We start from the raw sequence: 21,420 nt of genomic DNA on the forward strand, positions 1-21,420 counted from the left end.
TTCAGACTCCCATGCTGTCGGCGGTCGGTCGGGACGACGCGGCGAGGACGTGAGCCGCCAGGTTGCGCGCGGTGACGATGCCGTCCAGGTCGGGGGCCTTCACCCGGACTCCGCACCGGCTGTGGATCGACGCGAGAATGCGTACGAACGACAGTGACGTCGCGCCGTGGTCGAAGGCGTCGTCGTCGGGACCCATACCGGGCTTTCCCAGTACGTCGCGGACGATCTCGAGGACCGTCCCCTCGATCTCCTCACTCATGGCGCCTGACGCTAGGTGGATCCGCCGGCGTCGACTGCCCACTGTTGAGCACCGTGCCGCCGAGCACGGGGGTGCGCAGAACTGAGCAGACGTTCGCGGCTCCGGCCGCGACCGTGGTGGGGTGGCCGCGTGTCGATGCCGGCGCGGCGCAGACACACCGTCCGTGCGGTCAGCGAACGGACATGGACCACGGCGGAAAGAGGCCATGACCGTCAGCGCATTCAGCGAAGCCACCGAAGCGCAGCTACTGCCCCGGGTGATCCGGCTCGGTCCCAACCTGTACGGCGCCGCCTTCACCCTGATGAAGCTGATCCCGGCACGGCACATCCTGCGCACGGCCGCCGACCGCGGGGAGATCGGCCCCGGGACGCTCGTCGCCGAGACGACCTCGGGCACGTTCGGGCTCGCCCTCGCCATGCAGACGGCACTGATGCGGCGCGAGCTGGTGCTGGTCAGCGACCCCGTCCTCGACGCCAACCTACGCCGGCGGCTGGCCGACCTGGGCACCCGGATCGTGATCTGCGAGACTCCCGCTGAGGTGGGCGGCTACCAGGAGTCCCGGCTGCGGGCGCTGGACCGGGTTCTCGCCGAGCACCCCGACAGCTTCTGCCCCCGCCAGTACAGCAATCCCGACAACCCGTCGTCGTACGTGATCGTGGCGGAGCACCTGACCCGGGTCCTGGGGGCGGTCGACTGCGTGATCGGGCCCGTCGGCTCGGGCGGTTCGATGTGCGGCACGGTCCGCGCCCTGCGCTCGGCCGGCTTCGACGCGCACGCCATCGGCGTGGACACGCCGGGAAGCGTGCTGTTCGGCCAGGCCGACGGGCACCGGGAACTTCGCGGCCTGGGCAACAGCCTGATGCCGGAGAACCTGGACCACCGGGTCTTCGACGAGGTGCACTGGTGCACCCCGGCGGAGACCTACGCCGCCACCCGGGACCTGCACCGCGAGCACGCCCTGTTCCAGGGGCCCACCAGCGGCGCCGCCTACCAGGTCGCGCGATGGTGGGCGGCGGCCAACCCCGACGCCCGCTGTGTGGTCCTGCTGCCCGACGAGGGCTACCGCTATCAGGAGACCGTGTACGACGACCACTGGCTGGCCGGCCGCGGCGTGGACCGGCCGCCGCCCCTGGAAGAACCGGTCGAGGTGACCGACCCGGCGCGGACGATCCACCGGTGGAGCAGGTTTCCCTGGGGTCGGCGCTCCTACTCCGAGGTGGCCGACCCGCTGCCGGCCACCGTCCGGTGACCCCGCCAGAATCGGGAGTTGAGATGGCGCACGAACTTGCTGGAACGACGATCCTCCGTTGGACCCCTCCCGGACACCCCGCGACGGCGGGTACGGCCGAGCACGTCATCGAGCTCCCGGCCGAGCTGACCACGCGATGGAGGGGCGAGCGAGATCAGGACGAGGCGGACATATTACTGGCGGCCCATCTGAAGGTGCTCCACGCGATCACTTCCGAGCCCACCGTCACCACCGGCCGGCGCGACGGAGACCGGACGCGGCTGTGCACGCTCGCCGTGACGCCCGGCTCGTGGCGCGATCTCCTCGCCGCCGCCCGGCGATCCCGCGCGGACGCGCTCCCGAGCGCAGCGGCCGGCGGATCCGGGCCCGAGCCCGCGTCCGAGTCAGGAGCCGAATCCGAGTCAGGAGCCGAATCCGAGTCAGGGGCCGGGGCAGCCGCCGACCTGGCCGTGGCGACCGTGCTCGACCTCACCGGCGGAGAGCCGGACCCGCGGACCCAGCTGCACGTCAGCCGCTTCGACGGACGGTTGCTGCTCCGGTACCGCCGGGACGCCTTCACCGCCGACTTCGCCGATCGGGTCGCCGGCTACTACCTGGCCGCGCTGCGCGCGCTCACCGAGGATCCCGACGGGCAGCACCACCTGTCCTGCCTGCTGTCCGAGGCCGAGCTCCACACCCAGCTACACGGGCTGTCCGGCCCGCGGGTCCCGCTGCCAGACCGGATGTTCGTTGAGCTGTTCGAGGAGCGGGTCGCCGCCGGGCCGGACCGGGTGGCCGCGGTGCACGGCGACCGCCGCTGGACCTACGCCGAGCTGAACGAGCGGGCCAACCAGATCGCCCATCTGCTGTTACGGCACGGCCTGGCGGCCGAGGGCGTGGTGGCGACCGTACTGGAGCGCAACCTGGAGTGGCTTGCCGCGCTGCTGGGCATCTTCAAGGCCGGCGGCGTCTACCTGCCGGTGCGGCCGGACTTCCCGCCCGACCGGATCGCCACCCAGCTCGACCGGAGCCGCTGCCGGTTCGTGCTCACAGAACCGGCGGGCCGTGCCACGACCGACGCCGCCGTCGCCCGCGCCACCGGAGAGTGCGCGACGCTGCTGGTGGCCGAGGCCGAGGCGCAGCCCACCGATGATCCGGCGGTGCCGATCGAGCCGGACCGGCTGGCCTACATCTACTTCACGTCCGGCTCCACCGGCGCGCCGAAGGGCGCCATGTGCGAGCACGCCGGGATGCTCAACCACCTGTACGCCAAGATCGAGGACATGGGCCTCGGCCCGGACGACGTGGTCACCCAGCTGGCCTCCCAGTGCTTCGACATCTCACTGTGGCAGGTGGCCGCACCGTTGCTGGTCGGCGGCGCCACCATGATCGTGGACACCGAGGTCCAGCTCGAGGTGGAACGGTTCCTGGACCTGCTGTCAGGCGGCGGAGTCCAGGTGATCCAGGTCGTCCCGGCGTACCTGGACGTCATCATGACCCATCTGGAACGGCGGCCCCGCTCGCTGGGCGACCTGCGCTCGGTCTCGGTCACCGGCGAGGCGCTCAAGCGGGAGCTGGTGCGCCGGTGGTTCGCGCTCTGTCCGGACATCACGCTGGTCAACGCCTACGGCGCCACCGAGGTCTCCGACGACACCATGCACGCGGTACTGCACGGCCTGCCCGAGCGGGACCTCGCGATCGTCCACGTGGGACACAGTTTGCGCAACGTCAACACCTACATCGTGGACGAGAACCTGCGCGTGGTGCCGCTGGGCGCCCCCGGGGAGATCGTGTTCTCCGGTGTGTGCGTGGGTCGTGGTTACATCAACGATCCCGAGCGCACCGCGCACGCCTTCGTCACCGACCCCTATCTGCCGGACACCCGCCTGTACCGCACGGGCGACTTCGGCCGCTGGCTGCCAGAGGGGACGATCGAGTTCCTCGGACGCCGCGACGAGCAGGTGAAGATCCGCGGCTTCCGCATCGAGATCGGTGAGATCGAGAACAAGCTGCTCGCCATGCCCGGCATCGGCGAGGTCGCCGTGATCATCGACGGGGACTCGGACCAGAACAGGCACCTGGTGGCCTTCTACACGGGCTCGCCGGAGCTGGAGAGCGCCGATCTGCGCGACTTCCTGGCCGCGGCCCTGCCCGACTACATGGTGCCGTCCTACTTCCACCACCTCGACGAACTGCCGCTGAACGAGAACCTCAAGGTCAACAAGAAGTCGCTCATCGCGCGGGCGGCCGAGCTGGGCAGGCAGGCCGCGGCCTACATCCCGCCCGCCACCGACACCGAGCGGCGTCTGGCCACCGCGTGGGCCGAGATCCTCGGTGTGGGCGTGGGGCGGATCAGCCGTGCGGACGACTTCTTCGCCCTCGGCGGTACCTCTCTCGCGGCGGTGCGGCTGGTGGTCAAGCTGGACCGGGCGTTCTCACTGCGCGAGCTGGTCGCGCACCCGGTCCTCGGCGAGCTGGCCGCGCTCATCGACGCCGCCGCGCCGCCCTCCCCCGCAGAGACCGCAGAACCCGCAGAACCCGCAGGGACCGCGGAGACCGCGGCCCCCGGCCGCTCCGGCGCGTTCGCCGGATCGGCCACCCGTTCGCCGGCCGACCTGCTCCAACGGCTGTCCGCCGCCGACGATCATCCGGTGGCCACCCTGGTCTGCTTTCCGTACGCCGGGGGGAACGCGGTCAACTTCCAGACGCTCGCCAAGGAGCTGGAGCCGGCCGGGATCACGGTGCACGCCGTGGAGCCGCCCGGCCACGACATCGCCCGCGCCGACGAACCGCTCGCCGACGTGATGGAGATCGCCGACCGGGTGTGCCGGGAGATCCGGGCCGCGGTGCCGGGACCGGTCATGCTCTGGGGGCACTGCGCCGGGGCGGCGCACGCGCTCGCCACCGCCCGTCTGCTCGAACGGCACGGCCGGGGGCCGGCGCACGTCTTCATCGGCGCCCTGCTCCTGGACGACGTCGACGCGCTGCGGTCCGAGATCGCCGAGGTGACAGCGCTGAGCAACAGGCAGATCACCGCACGGCTGCACGAGGACAGCGCCTACATCGAACTGGACCTGCTCAAGTCCGAACGCGCCGAGCTGGTCGGCACCGCGTTCCGGCATGATGTGCACACCACCAACACGTACCTGATCGAGGTCCGGCGGAAGTCCGAGCCGCTGCTCCACGCCCCGGTACGGGTCGTGGTGGCGGCCGACGACCCCAGCACGGACGGGTACGACCGGCGATACCGAGACTGGGAGGCGGTGGCCGCGACCGTGGTCCTGAACGTGATCGACGAGGGCGGCCACTACTTCACCCGGACCAGGACAGCCGACGTCGCCGCCCTGGTCGCGTCCTGCGTGGCCTGACATGGTCGCGATGGGGAGCGTTCCCGACGCGCCGGTGGCCCTTCTCTACCGAGGGGCCACCGGCGTGAGCACCGCGTTCGGCACCTTCGGCGAGTTGCTCCAGGGGGTGCTGCCGGAACCGGACGGGGACTTCCTCGTCACCCTGCCGATCGCCCGTTGGAGCATGGCCACCTTCCGGCTCGACCCGGCCTGCCGTACCCTGCGGGTCCGCCCCGCCCACAAGCGCAAGGCGCTGGCCCTGGCCGAGATGATCCTGGCCGCGGCCGGCACCCGGGCCGGGGGCGTGCTCACCATCGGCAGCAGCCTGCCCGAAGGCAAGGGGCTGGCCAGTTCCTCTGCCGACCTGGTGGCCACCGCGCGGGCGGTCGGCAACGCACTCAACCTGGACCTGCCGCCCAACACCGTGGAGGACCTCCTCCGGGGGATAGAACCCACCGACGGGGTGCTCTATCCCGGGATCGTGGCGTTCCACCACCGGACGGTCAGGCTCCGGGCCCGTCTGGGGTCGCTGCCCTCGATGACGATCGTGGGTGTGGACGAGGGCGGCACCGTGGACACGGTCGACTTCAACCGCATCGCCAAGCCGTTCTCCGCCGCGGAACACCGGGAGTACGCGCATCTGCTGGAGCGTCTGACGACCGCCGTGGCCCGGCGGGACCTGCCCGCGGTCGGGGCCGTGGCCACGCGGAGCGCGCAACTGAACCAGCCGCTGCGCCCCAAACGGACCCTGGAGGCGATGCTGGAGATCAGTGCCGGCATCGGCGCGCTGGGCGTGGTCGCGGCGCACAGCGGGACCATGCTGGGCATCCTGCTCGACATGCGGGAACCGGCGTACGCCGGCAAGCTCGCCGCGGCGATACACGCCTGCTCCGGTCTCACCCGCGACGTCTCCCTGTTTCGTACGCTCAGCTTCGACTGACGGGTCACGCCCCGGCCAAGGGCGTGACCCGTCTCGCTTCCAGGCTGTGGCTCAGGTTTTCAGCGCTGCGCGATGGCCTCGGCCGCGCGGGTGCGGGCACGGCGCTGCCTGCGGATCTCGTAGATGTTGCGCGCCCACAGGACCAGCCCGAGCATGGTCAGACCGATGCCCAGCACCACCGCGGTGACGAAGTCGAAAAAGCCGAACCGGGTCTCGCCGCCGGTCATGTACGTCCAGACGCCGGCGAAATAGGCGCCCAGCAGCGGAAGGGTGATGACGATCAGTGCGCCGATGGCCGTTACCCGGCCTCCCAGCCACAGCACGGAGTACATCCGCACCGCCCGCATCTCGTGCCGGGGCAGGCCGGACTGGTCGGTCCACAGTTTCGACAGGCGGAGCCGTACCAGGAAGTTGCGGAGATAGTCCTCGGTGTCGGTGAGCAGGCTGTTGCAGTTCAGCGCGGTGGCGATCGTGTAGTAGAAGTCGGTGCGCAGGAACAGGAAGCACTGCCAGAGAATCCGGGCGAGGTAGGTGAACAGGATGCCGCGCAGCAGCAGCATCGCGGTGGCGGACAGCTCGATCCAACCCTGCCGGTCCGCCCACTGAACGTAGATCAGCAGCGCGGCGAAGACCGCGTCCACGATGGCGCCGGAGAGGAACCCGAGGTACCGGGCGCGCTTGGGCGCCATCCAGATGCCGGTCATGTCCGTCTGGGCGACCGGGATGTAGAGCTGGTTGCCGAGCCCGATCGTGGCCGGGATTCCGACGGCCCGCGCGGCCAGCACATGGGCCACCTCGTGCACCAGCACGCCGCCTATCGCGACCACGAACGTGATCCAGGACAGCAGGGCGAAGTCGTGCGGGAAGACCAGAGCCGTGGAGCCGGGGACCAGATCCGGGTCGAGCACCACCAGCACCAGGGCGGCGGCGATCAGTATCCCGTAAAAGGTCAGGGCCGTACGGCCGAAAAAGCGCCGGGCGAGACGCGGCGAGACGCGGCTCAGGTGGCCGTCCAGCAGATGGGCGTGTCTGTGACCGTGCGCGTCGTGACCGTGCGCGTCGGAGCCGTGACCTCCAAACCTGTCGCCGCGGTCGGCGGCGACGACCTGGCCGTTCCCCGGCGTGAGGAAGCCCTCCAGCTCCATGGCCTGCAGGAAGTCCTCGATGTCGAGGGACTCCCCGTACTTCTCCTCGTACAGACGCGCCGCCTCGCCCACGGTCCTGCCGTCAGCCAGCCAGTCGAGGACGTCCACTCCCTCGGCGGGGACGGACAGGAACACCTGCCGCTCCATGTCCCCGATGGTGACCGAATCCCCCTCGGACCGGCGATCGAAGGGATGCACGGTGACGTGGGACTCGGATGGATAACCGGGCATCGGCCGTCCTCTCTTGCTGGAGATGGTGGCCGGCAGGGGGCATGCCCCCTGCCGGCCGGGTGTTCAGGTCTTACGCGGGAAGAATGTCGGTGATGCAGGCGACCGACGCGCTGGTCTTCACCACCTCGAGGCGGCGGACAACGAGTTTCTTCATGGGCTTCTCACCTCCTTGCGGCCCGGGACTCATCGGAAACATCGTCAATCGCCCGGTCGACTCGATCTGCTCACTAGTGAGCAACCCCCCGAGTCGACACCGGGCAGATCGGCCGTACGGACGGGATCGGCCAGAGCCACCAGGACCTCCCGCCGCCCCGTGTACGGGTCACGGCTGTGCGCCATCCGGATGTTGTCCACCAGCAGCAGGTCCCCGGCCTGCCAGGGTTCACGGACCGTGTGATCGGCGTAGACCTCGTTGATGAGGTCGACGGTGGTCCGGTCCAGGGGCTCGCCCTCGCCGTACCCGGTGGTGAAGGGCAGCCCGTCGGGCCCGAAGGCGAAGGTGAGGTAGTCGCGGACCTCCGGTTCCATGGTCCACTCGTTCAGGAACGCGACCTGGTTGAACCAGATCCGCTGCCCGGTGACCGGATGCCGGACGATCGCCGGCCGGCTGCGACGGGTGCGCAGGCCACCGTCGGCGTCCCACGTGACGTGGATGTCGTTGTCCCGGCAGTACCGCTCCACCATCGCCGGATCGTCGGTGCCGAAGGCCTCCTGCCACGGGACGCCCACCACGTCGTTGTGGGCGCGCAGCAACTGCCAGCCGGTCCGCTCGAAGCGGTCCACCAGCTCGGCCGGCAGGTCGCGCAGCACGGCCCCGGCGTCGGCCAGCGCGGTGGCGCCGCCCTCGGCCGAGGGCACCAGGCAGCAGAACATCTGCAGGCTCGGAGCCTCCGGCCCATAGCTCAACTCATGGTGCATGCACATGGGCTGATCGGGCGGCCACAGCGTGCTCGAATACACCCCGCCCGGGTACGGCGTACGCGGGGCGAACGGCTCCCGCTCGACCATGAGCTCCTCGGCCAGGCACGCTGCCGCAGCCGCGAACCCCTCCGCGTCCCGGAGGCCCAGACCCCGCACGAGTACGGCGCCATGCTCGGTGACGGCCGCACGCAGCGCGTCACGGTGCTCGGCAAGCCAGTCCGGGGTGTCACAGGCGCGGGCGATCGGCGGACGGCCCGGCAGATGGGACAGCTCGACCATTGATGCTCCTCACTCGAATCTGAGGTCGAGAATCGAGGCGACCAGCCCGTTGCCTTCGCGATCGCCGTTCGGACCACCGCCGCGAGGACGGTCGGCGAACCGTGGGGCCGGCTCCCGGTCCCACCACAGCCGCCGACGGTGGAAGACCGGGGCCGGCAGCGCGGTACGGCGCCGCGGACGCGGGACGTCGAAGGCGGTGGCGATCAGGTGGGCGTTGGTGCCGCCGAGGCCGAACGCGCTCACCCCGGCCGCCCGGGGCCCGTCCGGCCAGTCCAGCGCCCGGGTATTGGGATAGAAGGGCGAGGCGGCGAAGTCGAACCGCGGGTTGGGCTCGGCGCAGTGCAGCGTGGCCGGTATCAGACCCTGTTCCAGGGCGAGCAGCACCTTGATCAGGCCCGCCGCACCGGCTGCGCTCAGCAGGTGCCCCAGGTTGGACTTGACACTGCCGATGGCGCAGAACCCGACGCGATCGGTCTGCTCGCGGAACACGTCGGTGAGGGCCCGCAACTCGATGGGATCACCGATCATCGTCCCGGTTCCGTGCGCCTCCACCAGACCGATCCGGTCCGCACGCAGCCCGGCCCGCTCCAGGGCCCGCCGCACCACCTGTGCCTGCGCGGCCGGGTTGGGGGTGGTCAAGCCCATGGTCTGGCCGTCGTTGCCCACGGCGACCGCGTCGATCACCGCGTGGATCCGGTCGCCGTCGCGCACCGCGTGGTCCAGCCGCTTCAGCAGCACCACCCCACATCCTTCGCCGGGAACGAACCCGTCGGCGTCCCGCGCGAAGGCGGCGCAGCGGCCGGTCGGCGACAGGGCGCGGGCCGCGGTGAACTCCACATAGGGTTCCTCGTCCAGCAGCACCTCGACGCCTCCGGCGAAGGCCAGTTCGGCCTCACCGGCCAGGAGGCTCTGACAGGCCAGGTGCACGCTCACCAGAGATGAGGAGCAGGCGCTGTCCACGACCAGATTGGGGCCGTGGAGGTCGTACTGATGCGCGAGGCGAGCGGCGATGAAGTTCTGATCCCCGCCCAGCCCGGTGGCGGCGCGGTCCGACGGGATCCGCCGACGATATCCGGACATCCGAGCCCCGACGAACACGCCCACGTCCCGGCCGCGCAGTTCCTCCGGGACGTACCCGGCGTCGGCGAGGCAACTCGCCGTGACCTCCAGCATCAGCCGGATCGCCGGGTCGGTGTTCCTGGCCTCGTCGTCGGTCATGCCGAAGTACTCCGGGTCGAAGTCCTCGATCTCCGGGAGGAATCCGCCCCACTTGCTGACGCTGTGGCCGGGGCCGCCGAGCGGCCGATACCGGGCCGCCACATCCCACCGTGCGTACGGCACCTCGGTGATCGCGCTTCTCCCGCTGCGCAGCAGGTCCCAGTACGCCGCCAGGTCCCCGGCACCCGGGAAGCGACACCCCATGCCGATCACCGCGATCCGGTCGTCCCCGGACCGGTTCTCCCCGGACCGGACGGACGGCGTCGGCCGGGCGGCCTCGGTAGCGGCGCCGATCGCGTCGCCGAGCCCCGCCAGATGAGCGTCGAGCCGGTTCAGTGTGGGGTGATCCAGCAGGACGGCCGGCTCCAGCGGCCTGCCCAGCCGGGCCTCCAGCTTGCCGACCAGCTCGGCCAGAAGCACCGACTCCACGCCGAGATCGCCGAAGGCGGTGTCCGTGTCCAGCTCGGCTTCGGGGATGCCCAGTGTCTCGGCGAACAGGGTCACCAGCCAGCCCGCGACCGGTCCGGCCTCGGCGGGCCGGGGATCGGCGGGCCGACCGGCGGGCCGACCGGTGGGCTGATCGGTGGCCGGTGCCGTACCGGGATCGAAACCTCCGGGCAGTGCTGAGGACGGCAGCGCGGGCCAGGGCAGCACGACCGGGACCCCGCGCAGAGCGAGCACCCGGTCCAGCACGGCGAGCCCGGCGGTGTCGGTGAGCGCGTCCAGGCCCACGATCGCGCCGGCATCCGGCCGGTCCGTCCCACCGCCGGTCTCCCGCCACACCGGCCAGTCGACCGACCGGAACTCCGGGTGGCCGGTGCGCACCTGATAGGCGGCGCGGTAGTCCAGGTAGGCGTTGGCAGCCGCGTAGTCGCTGAGCCCGGTGGCGAGGGCCGGCACAGCGGCGCTGACCGAGGAGAACAGCAGCACGAAATCCGGCCGGTCGGCGGCCAGCAGGTCGATCAGCGTGTCCAGCCCGTCCGTCTTGGGGGCCAGGACCTGCCTGATCTCAGCCAGATTCTTGTGCCGCAACGACGGCGGACCGATGCTCGACCGGCCGGCGCAGTGGACCACACCGGCGATCGGACCAAGCGACGCCCGCACGTCGTCGAGGAAGCGCCCCACGGCGGGGCCGTCGGTGATCTGGCCGGTGTGCACCATCACTCGGGCTCCCAGCCGTTCCAACTCCTGCACCCGCGCCACCGTCGCCGCTTCCGGGACCGCCGGGTCGAGCCGGGCCCACTCGTACCGGGGCGGCAGAGGCCGCAGGCCGAGCAGGGCCAGCCGTCGGGCACCCCGCTTCACCAGATGCCCGGCCACCAGCGTGCCCAGCCCGCCGGTGCCGCCCGTGACGACGTACACCCTTTCGGGGTCGACGCTCAGGGGCTCGGCGGGCTCGGCGGGCTCGGGGGCGGGAACCAGCCGGGGCGTGTGGAACAGGCCGTCGCGCAGGCACACCTCCCCGTGGGGATGGCGGGTGCGCCACGCTTCGGCGATCCACGCGGCCAGCTCTGTCACCCGGTCGGTGGGCAGGTCCACGTCGAGCACGTTGGCGTGCACCCAGGGATACTCCGCGCCGAGGCAGCGCACGAACCCGGCCAGCCGCGCCCCCGCCAGCCGAGGCCTGGGGCCGGGTGCGTCCAGCAGCCCGCTGGTGACCTGCATCACTCGCACTCCGGCTCGGTGCCGCCGGGCCAGCAGCTGCTGGAGGACCTCCAGCCGGGCGCCCCAGGCGCCGTGGTCATGCTCCTCAGCGGCGGCGGGGTCGAGCCGGCCGGCATCCGCCTCCGGCGCCCGGGGGTCGGGCAGCGCACACAGGTCGAGCCATCCGGTGACCGTCCCACCCCGATCCAGCCCAGATCCGTCCAACCCAGATCCGTCCAACCCAGATCCGTCCAACCCAGATCCGTCCAGCCCACCGGCCGCCCCCTCGACCATCGGCACCAGCCGGTCAGGGGCGAGAGCCTCGGCGAGCGCATCGACCAGCGCGCGCTGCGCGGGCCGGTGCAGACAGAGAATCGTCCCGCCGTCGGGCTCCCGCGGTGCACCGGCGGGAGCCGGTCGCCAGTCACGGACCAGCAGCGGCACGGCGGCCCCGGGCGCATCCGACCGCGAGGAAGCAGCGGACACGACAGCAGGGGACGTGGGAGCAGGGGACGTGGGAGCAGGGGACACGGAAGTGGGAGACACGGCAGCAGGAGACTCAGCGACGGGAGACATGGCCGCCGGGGGTTCACCCACCCAGCAGCGCATCCGCGCGAACGGGTATCCGGGCAGGCCCACCAGCCGCCCCGGCGCACCGGTGAAGTCCACCGCCCCACCGGCGACCCAGTGCCGGCCCAGCTCGGCCGGTGCCGCCTGGCCGTAACGCAGCGGCTCGCCCGCACGCACCGCACGGCCGTCCGCCCGGCCCCGCCACCCCTCCGCCTCGCCGCCCGAGGCGTACCGCTCCAACACCTCGCAGAGCTCCGCGCGGTCGGTGACGACCACGGCGAGGCGTTCCTTCAGCGCCTCGCGCCCGGTCTGCAGTGTGTGGGCCACGTCGGCCAGGGCGAGCCCCGGGTTGTCACGCAGGTGGCCGGCGAGCCGTACGCACACCTGACGCAACTGCTCCTCGGTGCGCGCGGACAGCACGATGAGGTGTGGACCGGCCGTCGGAACGGCCCCGGCGCCGGGTTCCGGCTCCGGATAGGCCTCGACCACCACGTGCGCGTTGGCCCCGCCTGCCCCGAACGAGCTGATCCCCGCCCGGCGCGGCAGGTCGGCGGGCCAGGGTGCGGCCTCCCGCTGCACGCGGAACGGCACCCGATCCCAGTCGATGCCGGGGTTGAGCCGATCGGCGTGGATCGAGGGGGCGAGTGTGCCGTGCCGGAACTGCAGGATCACCTTGGTCAGGCCCGCGATGCCCGCGGCGGCCTCGCAGTGCCCGATCAGCGACTTCACCGATCCGATCGCGCACGCTCCGGGAGGCAGCCCGGCGGAGGCGAAGGCACGGGTGAGACCGTTGATCTCGATCGGGTCACCGAGCGGGGTGCCGGTTCCGTGCGCCTCCAGGTACCCGATCGTCTCGGGGGACACCCCGGCATCCCGCAGCGCGCGCGTCACCAGCTCACCCTGCAGGACCGGATTCGGCACCGTGTAGCCGTTGGTCTTTCCGTCGTGGTTCACCGCGGTGCCCAGGATCACCGCCTGGACGCGGTTTCCGTCCGCGATCGCCCGGTCCAGGGGCTTGAGCAGCACCGCGCCGACCGCCTCGCCCGGCACGAACCCGTCCCCGCCGGCGCCGAAGCTCCGGCACCGATGATCGGTCGCGGACATGGACATCTGCCGAAGCTGCAGGAACTTGTTGGGGTGCAGGGACAGGTTCACCCCGCCGACGAGCGCCAGCTCGCACTCACCTCCGCGCAGGCTGGTCACGGCCAGGTGCAGGGCGGTGAGCGAGGCCGAGCACATGGTGTCCACGGTCATGCTGGGACCGTGCAGGTCCAGCAGATATGAGACCCGGTTGGCGATGCCCGCGATGGCCGACCCGGCGGCGGTCCACTGTTCCCCCCGCCGCGCCTGCTCCGGACCGAAGAACGGATACTCGTTGTACATGGCGCCCACGAACACCCCGACCTGGCCGGCGTGGCGCAGGCGCAGCCGCTCCCCGGTGAGTCCGGCGTCCTCCAGAGCGTGCCAGGCCACCTGCAGGAACAGCCGCTCGGCCGGGTCCATCAGCGCGGCGTCCCGGGGTGTGATGCCGAAGAAGAGCGGGTCGAATGCCTCGACGTCCCGCAGGAACCCGCCGACCATGTCAGCCACCGGCCAGCCCGGCCGCCGCCGGGATTCCGGCAGCGGGGTGATGGCGTCCCGCCCGGCCACCAGGTTCCGCCAGAACTCCTCCAGATCTCCCGCCTCCGGATAGCGCCCGGCGACGCCGATGATCGCGATCGGGCCCTCTTCCCGCGGACGGTACTCGCCCGCCACCGGCTCACCCTCCCGTACGGCCACCGGCGCGCGGGCCAGCGCGTCCGCGACCCCGGCCAGATGGGGATGCTCGAAGAACAGGGTCGTGGAGACCTCCCCCAGGTCGCGCCGGAGCCGCTCGTTCAGCTGGACGATCTGGAGCGACGTGAGCCCGTAGTTCTCCAGCGGGACCCGAGGGTCGATCCGGTCCGCGGGAATGCCGGAGATCTCGGCGTAGAGCCCGACGAGGTACTCCTCCGTCCGTCCCATCCGCTTCGAACCCCCCGCGGCCGACGGCGGGCGCGCTGCCAGCGGAGCACGGCCGGGCAGGGGGGACGCCGCCGGACCGGTGCCCGGCGCGGCGGGGTTAGGCACGGGCTCCGGCGGCGTCGGGAGGGAGGCGAAGGGATAGGTCGGCAGGGCCACCCTCCGGCCGCGGGCACCGGACCATTCCACCGGATGCCCGGCCAGCCAGGCGGCCGTGGCCTCCGGCAGCGTCCCGGGCACAACCGTCGCCGCCCCGGTCACGGCGGTGCCGGTCGCCAGCGCGGAGTGGTCCGAGCCGTCCCGGTACGCCCGCAACCCGGCCAGGAGCCCATGGACATCCGAGCAGGTGATCACGAGCCGGTGACGCAGTTGCGCGCGGCCCGTCCACAGCGTGTAGGCGATGTCGGCGAGCGCGGGAAGGGCCCGCCGACGCTGCCGTTCGACCAGGTGATCGTGGAGCCGGCCCGCGAGTTCACGCAGTTGCTCCGGGCTCTCCGCGGAGAGCGTCACCGCCTGCTCCCCCTGCTCGTCACCCTGATCAGCGCGGTCCGGGTCGGGGGAACGCAGCAGCGCATGGCCGTACGAGCCGGTGGCGCCGACCGAGTTGATCAGCGCCCGTAGCGGGGCCCCGGGTGCCGGCGGAGTCCAGTGCGTGAGCCGGTCGGCGACCTCCATGCCGGCCCCATCGGCCCCGTTGTCCGCACTCGCCGCACCATCCTGACCCACCAGGCCGCGCATCAGGCCGCGCACCAGGGGACTGGGGTCGGCCGCGACCAGGGTGGGGGCGAGCTGCCGGTGCCGCATCTGCAGCAGCACCTTGATCAGCTGTGACAGTCCAGCAGCCGCCTCCAGGTGGCCGATGTTCGGCTTGACCGTGCCGAGACGGACAGGGGCGCCGGCGAAGACCGCGTGCAGCGCCTCGAGCTCGGCCGCGTCGGCGAGGGCGGCGCCGGCCGCGGCGCACTCGACGTAGCCGGTCGTCGCGGCGGTGACCCCCGCCGCGGCGAGGGTGTCGGCCATGGACCGGGTGAGCGCGGCCGCGTCCGGCGTGCCGAACCTGCCGTGGCCGCCCAGGTGTCCGATCCGGGTGGCCTCCAGGATCGCGTGCACGCTGTCGCCGTCGGAGACGGGTCGCAGGACGATGGCGGCCACACCCTCGCCGGGGATCCAGCCGGGCGCGGCGGCGTCGAACGCCCCCTCCGGGACCCCGGTGGCCAGCAACCCCAGGTCGGCCAGGAGCCGGTGGTGGTAGGGGTGGCCGAGCAGATTGGCCGCGGCGACCACCGCGGCCTCGCACTCACCACGCCGCAGGCTCTCGGCGGCCAGGTGCAGGGCCGCCAATGAGGAGGAGCAGGAGGTGTCCACGGCGAGGCTGGGGCCGGTGAACCCGAAGAAGTGGGAGATGCGGTTGGCCGCTTCGGAGGCGGTGGCCGAGACCGCGGCGGGCTCGCCCCGCCGCCACCGGTCGGCACCGACATGCTGATGGTCCTGCCACATCGCGCCCAGGAAGACCCCGACCCGGCCGGCCCGGTTCAGCGAGACCGCGGTGTGCCCGGCGTTCTCCAGGCACTCCCAGACCACGTGCAGCAGCAGCCGGAGCTGCGGGTCGATGGTGGCGGCGTCGGCGGGCGAGACGTGGAACAGCAGACTGTCGAACTCGTCCACGTCGGTCAGGAACCCGCCCACCAGCTCCGGGTCCGCCAGGGCATGTCGGTGCTCCGGGGGCGGAGTGAGACGGCTGATGCCGTGGCTCAGCTCACGCCAGAAGGCATCCGGGTCGTCGGCGCCCGGGAAGCGGCAGGCCATCCCGATCACCGCGATCTCCCCGGTCGGCGCACCCGCCGTACCGGGAGTGGGGATCCGGACGGCCTCGACCCGGGACTCCGGCCGCTGCCGAGACGCCGGCTCCCGCTGAGACGCCGGTTCCTCTCCCGGTACGGGACCGGCCAGAAAGGCATGCAGGTAAAGGTGGTCGTCGTCGAGGCCGAGTTGCTCGCGCACCGGGCCGATGTCCAGCGTGCCGATCGGGCACAGGCCGATGCCGCAGGCTTCCTGCTCCCGCATCAGTTCCTGGCCCAGATATCCGGCCTCCAGCAGCAGGAAGCGCTCGCTGTCGGCACCGTACAGCGGCTCGATGGCCGCGGCCCGGCCGAACAGGTACAGTTCCACACCCGCCTGATCGAAAACCGGTCGGTTATAGACGAAATGAATCCTGCGATCGATGACGGGGGCGGGGTTGACCAGATGCAGCGCGTGGTCGACGGGATGGTAGTAGTACAGTCCCTCGGCCAGACCCGCCACGGCCCCCGGGCCGACTCGCAGGTAGACCTGGACCGCATAGGTGTCACCGGCCGACGGGTACCGCCGCCGGGGGCGGCCGTCCACCTCCACCTCGCGCAGCAGGCCGAGGAAGCGGGCGAAGTCGGCATAGGGGATGGGGCGGCGGTCGAACGTGCGGCGGCTGGCCCGGGCGACGACCGTCTCGGGCCGCGTCGGGACGTCATCGAGGAGCGTCGCCGTCTCCCCCGGCCGCATCGGACGCAGATCCCAGCGCGCCTTCTTGAAGGCCGCCCGCTCGGCCGCGGAGAAGAAGTCCACCGGAGCGGGCCGACCGGCGATCCCTTCCCGGACGGTCTCCTCCTGAGCGGACCCCTCCAGGACAGGTTCCTCCCGAGCAGCGCCCTTCCAAGGAACGTCCTCCCGGGCAGCGCCCTTCCAAGGAACGTCCTCCAGAGCAGGGGCCTCCAGAGCAGGGGCCGGCGAGTCGACCGCGCCGGCCGACGGGGGCTCGCCCGAACCCCCCGCGGACTCGACCCTGCCCTCGTCGGCAGCGTGCTCAGCGGCCAGGTCCGCGGCGAGCGCGGTGGCGATCCCGAGCACGGTGGGGTGGTCCAGCAGCGCCGAGACCGGCACCCGCCGGCCGTACCGCTGCTGGAGCACGGTCGAGACCTGCACCATGGTGAAGGACGTGGCGCCCTGGTCCCACACGTCCGCCTCGACGTCCACAGCGGACAGCCCGAGGATCTCGGCGAAGGCGTCCGCGATCTGACCGGCGAGCCGGTCGGCGTCCGGAGGCGAGTTCGGAACCGTGCCCGGGGGCGGGGCCGAGTCCAAGTCCGAGGGCGAGCCCGAGAGCGGGGGCGACGGCGGTGCGACGGGCGCCGGGGCCAGGATGTGCCGGCTGCCCGGTTCCACCGGCCAGGGCAGCGCGTCCCGATCCAGCTTGCCGTTGTTCGTGGCCGGGAAGACGTCCACGAACGCGATCACGTTGGGCACCATGTAGTCGGGCAGCGATCGTGCCGCGAAACGGCGCAGTTCTGACACGGACGGGAGCCCGGCACCGGCGGGCACCGCATAGGCCACCAGCCTTCGATCGCCGGCCGGGTCGGGCCTGGCCATTACGACCACGTCCTTCACGCCGGGGTGTTCCCGCAGCCGGTGCTCGATTTCACCCGGTTCCACCCGGAATCCACGGATCTTCACCTGGTCGTCGGCCCTGCCGAGGAAGCAGATGTCGCCGCTCGGGAAGTAACTGGCCCGGTCCCCGGTCCGATAGAGCCGGTCACCCGGCCGGTCGCTGAACGGGTCGGGGATGAACCGCTCCCTGGTGAGCTCCGGCTGCCGGTGGTAACCGACGGCCAGGCAGTCCCCTCCGATGTACAGGTCGCCCTCGGTCCCCACCGGGCAGGGCCGCATGTCCTCGTCGAGGATGTGGTACCGGGCGTTGTCGATCGGCCTGCCGTACGGAATGCTCCGCCAGGCGGGGTCGATCTCGCCGACCTCGTACCAGTTCGACCAGACGGTCGCCTCGGTAGCCCCGCCCAGACTGACGATCCGGGCCTCGCGGAACAGGGCACGCACCTCGTCCGGCAGCGGGAGCGGCGTATAGTCCCCGCTCAGGTAGACCAGGCGCAGGGTGGCCGCACCGGAGTCGCCGATCCGGGAGGCGAACAGCGGCGCCATCTGGTTGAGCGTGGTGGGCGCCGAGTTCCAGAACGTCACCGGCTCGCTCAGCAGGATGTCCAGCAGCAGATGGGGGTCCTTCTGCTCGACCTCGTCCGCCACGTACAGCCCGGCGCCGCAGCCGAGCAGCCCCAGGATGTCGAAAACCGAAAGGTCGAACCCGAGCGAGGTCACGCACAACCCCACGTCGCCCGGCCCGAACCCGTGCGTGCGGTAACACCAGTTGAGCAGGTTCAGCACCGGGCGGTGCGTCACCGCCACGCCCTTGGGCTTGCCCGTGCTCCCGGAGGTGAAGATCACATAGGCGGTGTCGTCCACCCCGCCGAGCGGCTCCGGTGCGCTGTCCGGCGTGGTCAGCGTGTCGATCGGGACGGAAAGCACGCTGCCGGGGACGTCCCACCCCGTACGACCCGCGGCGGTGAGCACCAGACCGATCCCGGCGTCGTTCAAGATGGCCTCGGCCCGCGCCTGCGGCAGGGACGGTTCGACGGGCACATAGCAACCGCCGGCCTTGAGCACGCCGAACACCGCCGCGACCATGTGCGGTCCGCGCGGCACCGAGATCCCGACCGCGACCTCGGGCCCGACGCCGTGCTCCCGCAGCGACCACGCGATCCGGTTGGCCCTGCGGTTCAGCTCGGCGTAGGTCAGGGCGCCGCCGCCGGCCCAGCGCACCGCCACCGCGTCCGGCCGGAGCCGTACCTGCTCCTCGAAGAGCGCGTGCACCGGACGGTCGTCGGGGAAGTCCACCGCGGTGTCGTTCCACTCCGCCGGAACCGCGTCTCCGGCACGGAGCCCGCCGGGCACGACGTCACCACATTGCGCGAGGTCGTCACGATGCACGGCGTCACCACGATGCGCGAGGTCGTCGCGATGCGCCGGGACCGGGGCTTCCGCCTCGTCGCACAGCCCACGCACCAGCTCGGCGTACTCCGCGAACATCCGCTCCAGGCTCCCGGAGGGAAAGTGCGACCCGACCGCGTCCCAGTAGAACCGCAGCAGGTCGCCCTCCTCGATGGCGATGCAGTCCAGCGAAACATCGGGGGTGCAGGTGAGCCAGGGCCCGAGCCGTACCCCGGGCGGAAGCGGCTGCGCGGTGAGATCGAGCAGCCCGGTATAGACGACGGCCAGGTCGAACTGGCCGGTGCGGCGCTCCCGCATCACCCGTTTGCGCAGCGCCGCCAGTCCGCTGACCGAATCGGCCGCGGTGTCCTCCGCGAGGATCCGGTGGAACTCGGCGGCCTGCCGCCACACCGGAACGTCCGCTTCGGTGCGGGTCACCCAGCTCAGCGCGGTGTACTCGCCGGGCCGGAAGCGCTGGGTGGCGCCGGTCCAGCGCACCACCGGGATGCTGAACGGGACCGGGTGGCGCCGGGCCAGCACCTCGGTGAGCGCAGAGGCCAGGAGGCCGTCGGGGGTGATCCCGGCGCGCAGCGCCGCGGCACGCACCGCACGCCAGCCGGTCACCTCACCCGCGTGCCGCACCCGGCGCGGCGAGCTCCCCTCGGGAGCCGGTGGCAGCGGCCCGCCGCGCACGCCGTCCACCCGGCCCCGCCAGTGCTCGATGTCCCGCTCACCGGCATCCGCCGCCGCCCGCTCGGCCAGGTGGTCCGCGTACGAGGCGACCGGGAGCGGCTCGGCCGCGGGGTCGTCGTACAGCCGCCACAGCTCGCGGACCAGGAAGTGGATGCTCCGGCCGTCGATGATGGTGAGGTCCAGGACGCAGTGCACGGTGGCTGTGCCATCGGCGTCATTGGTGATCCGCAGGTCGGACTGGGGCCCTCGGCCCAGCGGGAAGGCCCGCCCCACCAGCCGCTCCGGATCGACGCCGTCGACCACGGGGATCTCGCGGCGGGCCGGGACGTGCGGGCTGACGTGCAACCTGCCGTCATGCCCCACCACCGTGCGCAGCACGTCGTACGCCGCGACGAGGCGCAGCCAGGCCGATTCCAGCCGGGCCGGGTCCAGGCCGTCCACGACGAAGGAGTGATAGACCTGGCAGCCGTCCCAGGGTGCGGGGCCGGTCACGGCGCGGGTCACGAAGTAGGCCTGCTGCAGTTCGTTCAGCGGCCGCGGCTCCGGCTCTGCCGGGGTCAGGTCGTGCAGGGTCGCGCAGAACCGGGCGAACACCTCGCGCACCGCCCCGGGCGGGAACGCCTCCTCCACCACGTCCCAGCGGAAGCGCAGCTCGCCGTCCTGTTCCCACATCTGGTGATCGAGCGCCACCCCGCTGGTCTGGCTGACCGCGTGGGTGACCAGGGCGGCCAGCCCCTCGGGGGGACGTCCGATGTCCAGCATGCTGGTGAAAACCACCGGAAGCGACACGTCCCGCGCCTTCGCCTGCCGGAGTGCGGACACCCCGGACACGACCGAGTGCGCCAGGTCGTCCCAGAGCCGCCGCTGCACGGCGCGCACCGCCTCGGGCAGCGGCCGGTCCAGGGTGCGGGGCAGGGGCATGACCAGGCTGGAGGTGAACGGACCGACCACCGCCTCGGCCTCGGCCGGCAGCCGTACGCGGTCGTTGGTGGTGAGCACCAGCGAGAACGGCCGGGAATCACGCTGCCAGGCGAACGCCTCGGCGAACAGCGTCAGCACCAGCGCGGTAGGGGTGACCTCCCAGCGGACCGCAAGCTCGCGTACGATCCGCCACTGGTCGCCGTCAAGCCGTCCGCTGAGGCAGGTCCGCCGGGCACCGTCCGGCGCCGTCGCGTCCATGGGGCCGCCGGGCAGATCGGCGAGGCGTCCCGTCCAGTAGGCCAGGTGATCGGCGTACTCGGGGGTGCGGCGCTCGGCCGCGAGCTCGGCGAGACAGTCCCGCACGCTCAGCTCCGGCCGCGGCGGCGCGGCCCGCTCCGGGTCCGTGTACCACCGCCACCAGTCGTCCAGCAGCACGGACAGCCCATGTCCGTCGGTGAGCGCGGCGTCGATGCTGAGGTGGACCGTGCCCCGCCCGTCCGGCCCCCGGGTGATCTCCACCGCGTGCATCGGCCAGACCCCGGCCTCGTACGTTCTGTGGGAGAGGCGTTCGCGTACCGAACGCACCCGTTCGGCGTACGCGTCGGCGCCCCGTCCACCGGAACCGGGATCGGAACCGTGGCCGGTGAAATCGTGTACGGGGACGTCGACCGGCGGCGTCTCCTCCCGGATACGCTGCCGGCCATCGGGGGTGAGCACCATCCGCAGCGCGTCGTGGTGGGCGACCACGCGCCGCCAGGCCGCGGCCATCCGGGCGGGGTCGAGATCGGCGATCTCGAACTCCCGGTACACATGGCATCCGGCGGGGTCGCCGGACAGCTTGCCGATCAGGTACGACTGCTGCAGGTCGGTCAGCGGGAACGGCTCGTGCCGTGCGGCCGGGTCGGCCCCCGGAGCGGCCGGTCCGACCGGTTCTTCCCGTACGGCGCCGGTGGCCCGGCGTGCCTCCGCCACCCGGGCCACGAGGTCGCGCGGTGTGGGGCAGCCGGCGAGCCGCCGCGTCTCGATGTCGACGCCCAGTTCCTTGCGGAGGCCGAACCAGAGCCGGGTCATGGTGAGCGAGCTCATCCCCAGCCGCGGCAGGTCGGAGTCGAGGGTGATCTCGGTGCCGGGCGGCAGCAGCCCGGTCAGAAGGCCCAGGACCCGCTCGGCCACACCCTGATCCGCCGCGTCCTCGTCTGCCACGCCATCCTCCATGT

General features: G+C 72.0%; 7 protein-coding genes. 3 read left to right on the top strand and 4 right to left on the bottom strand.

The features are described from left to right. Position 1 precedes the first annotated feature (1 nt). Positions 2–259 carry an acyl carrier protein gene (locus tag ACQP1K_RS26315; RefSeq protein WP_433498364.1) on the bottom strand — a complete coding sequence of 86 codons (258 nt, stop codon included), beginning with the start codon at positions 257–259 and terminating at the stop codon, positions 2–4. 205 nt (positions 260–464) lie between these two features. Between ACQP1K_RS26315 and ACQP1K_RS26320 the strand changes: the two genes are divergently transcribed. From ACQP1K_RS26320 to ACQP1K_RS26330, 3 genes are all read left to right on the top strand, one after another. Further along, positions 465–1,508: a pyridoxal-phosphate dependent enzyme gene (locus ACQP1K_RS26320; RefSeq protein ID WP_433498365.1), complete on the top strand. Its 1,044-nt coding sequence runs from the start codon at positions 465–467 to the stop codon at positions 1,506–1,508. A 23-nt stretch (positions 1,509–1,531) separates the two neighbouring features. Beyond that, positions 1,532–4,855, top strand: a complete 3,324-nt coding sequence (locus tag ACQP1K_RS26325; RefSeq protein ID WP_433498366.1) for a non-ribosomal peptide synthetase — start codon at positions 1,532–1,534, stop codon at positions 4,853–4,855. A 64-nt stretch (positions 4,856–4,919) separates the two neighbouring features. Then, positions 4,920–5,774, top strand: coding sequence for a hypothetical protein (locus ACQP1K_RS26330; RefSeq protein ID WP_433498367.1), 855 nt, complete (start codon positions 4,920–4,922; stop codon positions 5,772–5,774). 59 nt (positions 5,775–5,833) lie between these two features. Here the strand turns inward: ACQP1K_RS26330 and ACQP1K_RS26335 are convergent, their stop codons facing one another. From ACQP1K_RS26335 to ACQP1K_RS26345, 3 genes are all read right to left on the bottom strand, one after another. Then, positions 5,834–7,150, bottom strand: a complete 1,317-nt coding sequence (locus tag ACQP1K_RS26335; protein ID WP_433498368.1) for a hypothetical protein — start codon at positions 7,148–7,150, stop codon at positions 5,834–5,836. Positions 7,151–7,348: 198 nt separating this feature from the next. After that, a complete protein-coding gene (locus ACQP1K_RS26340) occupies positions 7,349–8,350 on the bottom strand; it encodes a TauD/TfdA family dioxygenase (RefSeq protein WP_433498369.1) in 1,002 nt (333 codons plus the stop codon). Between the two features lie 9 nt (positions 8,351–8,359). Continuing rightward, a complete protein-coding gene (locus tag ACQP1K_RS26345; RefSeq protein ID WP_433498370.1) occupies positions 8,360–21,406 on the bottom strand; it encodes an amino acid adenylation domain-containing protein in 13,047 nt (4,348 codons plus the stop codon). Between the last annotated feature and the right edge of the window lie 14 nt (positions 21,407–21,420).

The organism is Sphaerimonospora sp. CA-214678, assembly GCF_050942215.1.
GTDB lineage: Bacteria > Actinomycetota > Actinomycetes > Streptosporangiales > Streptosporangiaceae > Sphaerimonospora.

Excerpts from the sequence above, each read along its gene's own strand:
- ACQP1K_RS26315 (WP_433498364.1), bottom strand. The coding sequence starts at position 259 with ATGAGTGAGGAGATCGAGGGGACGGTCCTCGAGATCGTCCGCGACGTA.
- ACQP1K_RS26325 (WP_433498366.1), top strand. The coding sequence starts at position 1,532 with ATGGCGCACGAACTTGCTGGAACGACGATCCTCCGTTGGACCCCTCCC.
- ACQP1K_RS26320 (WP_433498365.1), top strand. The coding sequence starts at position 465 with ATGACCGTCAGCGCATTCAGCGAAGCCACCGAAGCGCAGCTACTGCCC.
- ACQP1K_RS26340 (WP_433498369.1), bottom strand. The coding sequence starts at position 8,350 with ATGGTCGAGCTGTCCCATCTGCCGGGCCGTCCGCCGATCGCCCGCGCC.
- ACQP1K_RS26335 (WP_433498368.1), bottom strand. The coding sequence starts at position 7,150 with ATGCCCGGTTATCCATCCGAGTCCCACGTCACCGTGCATCCCTTCGAT.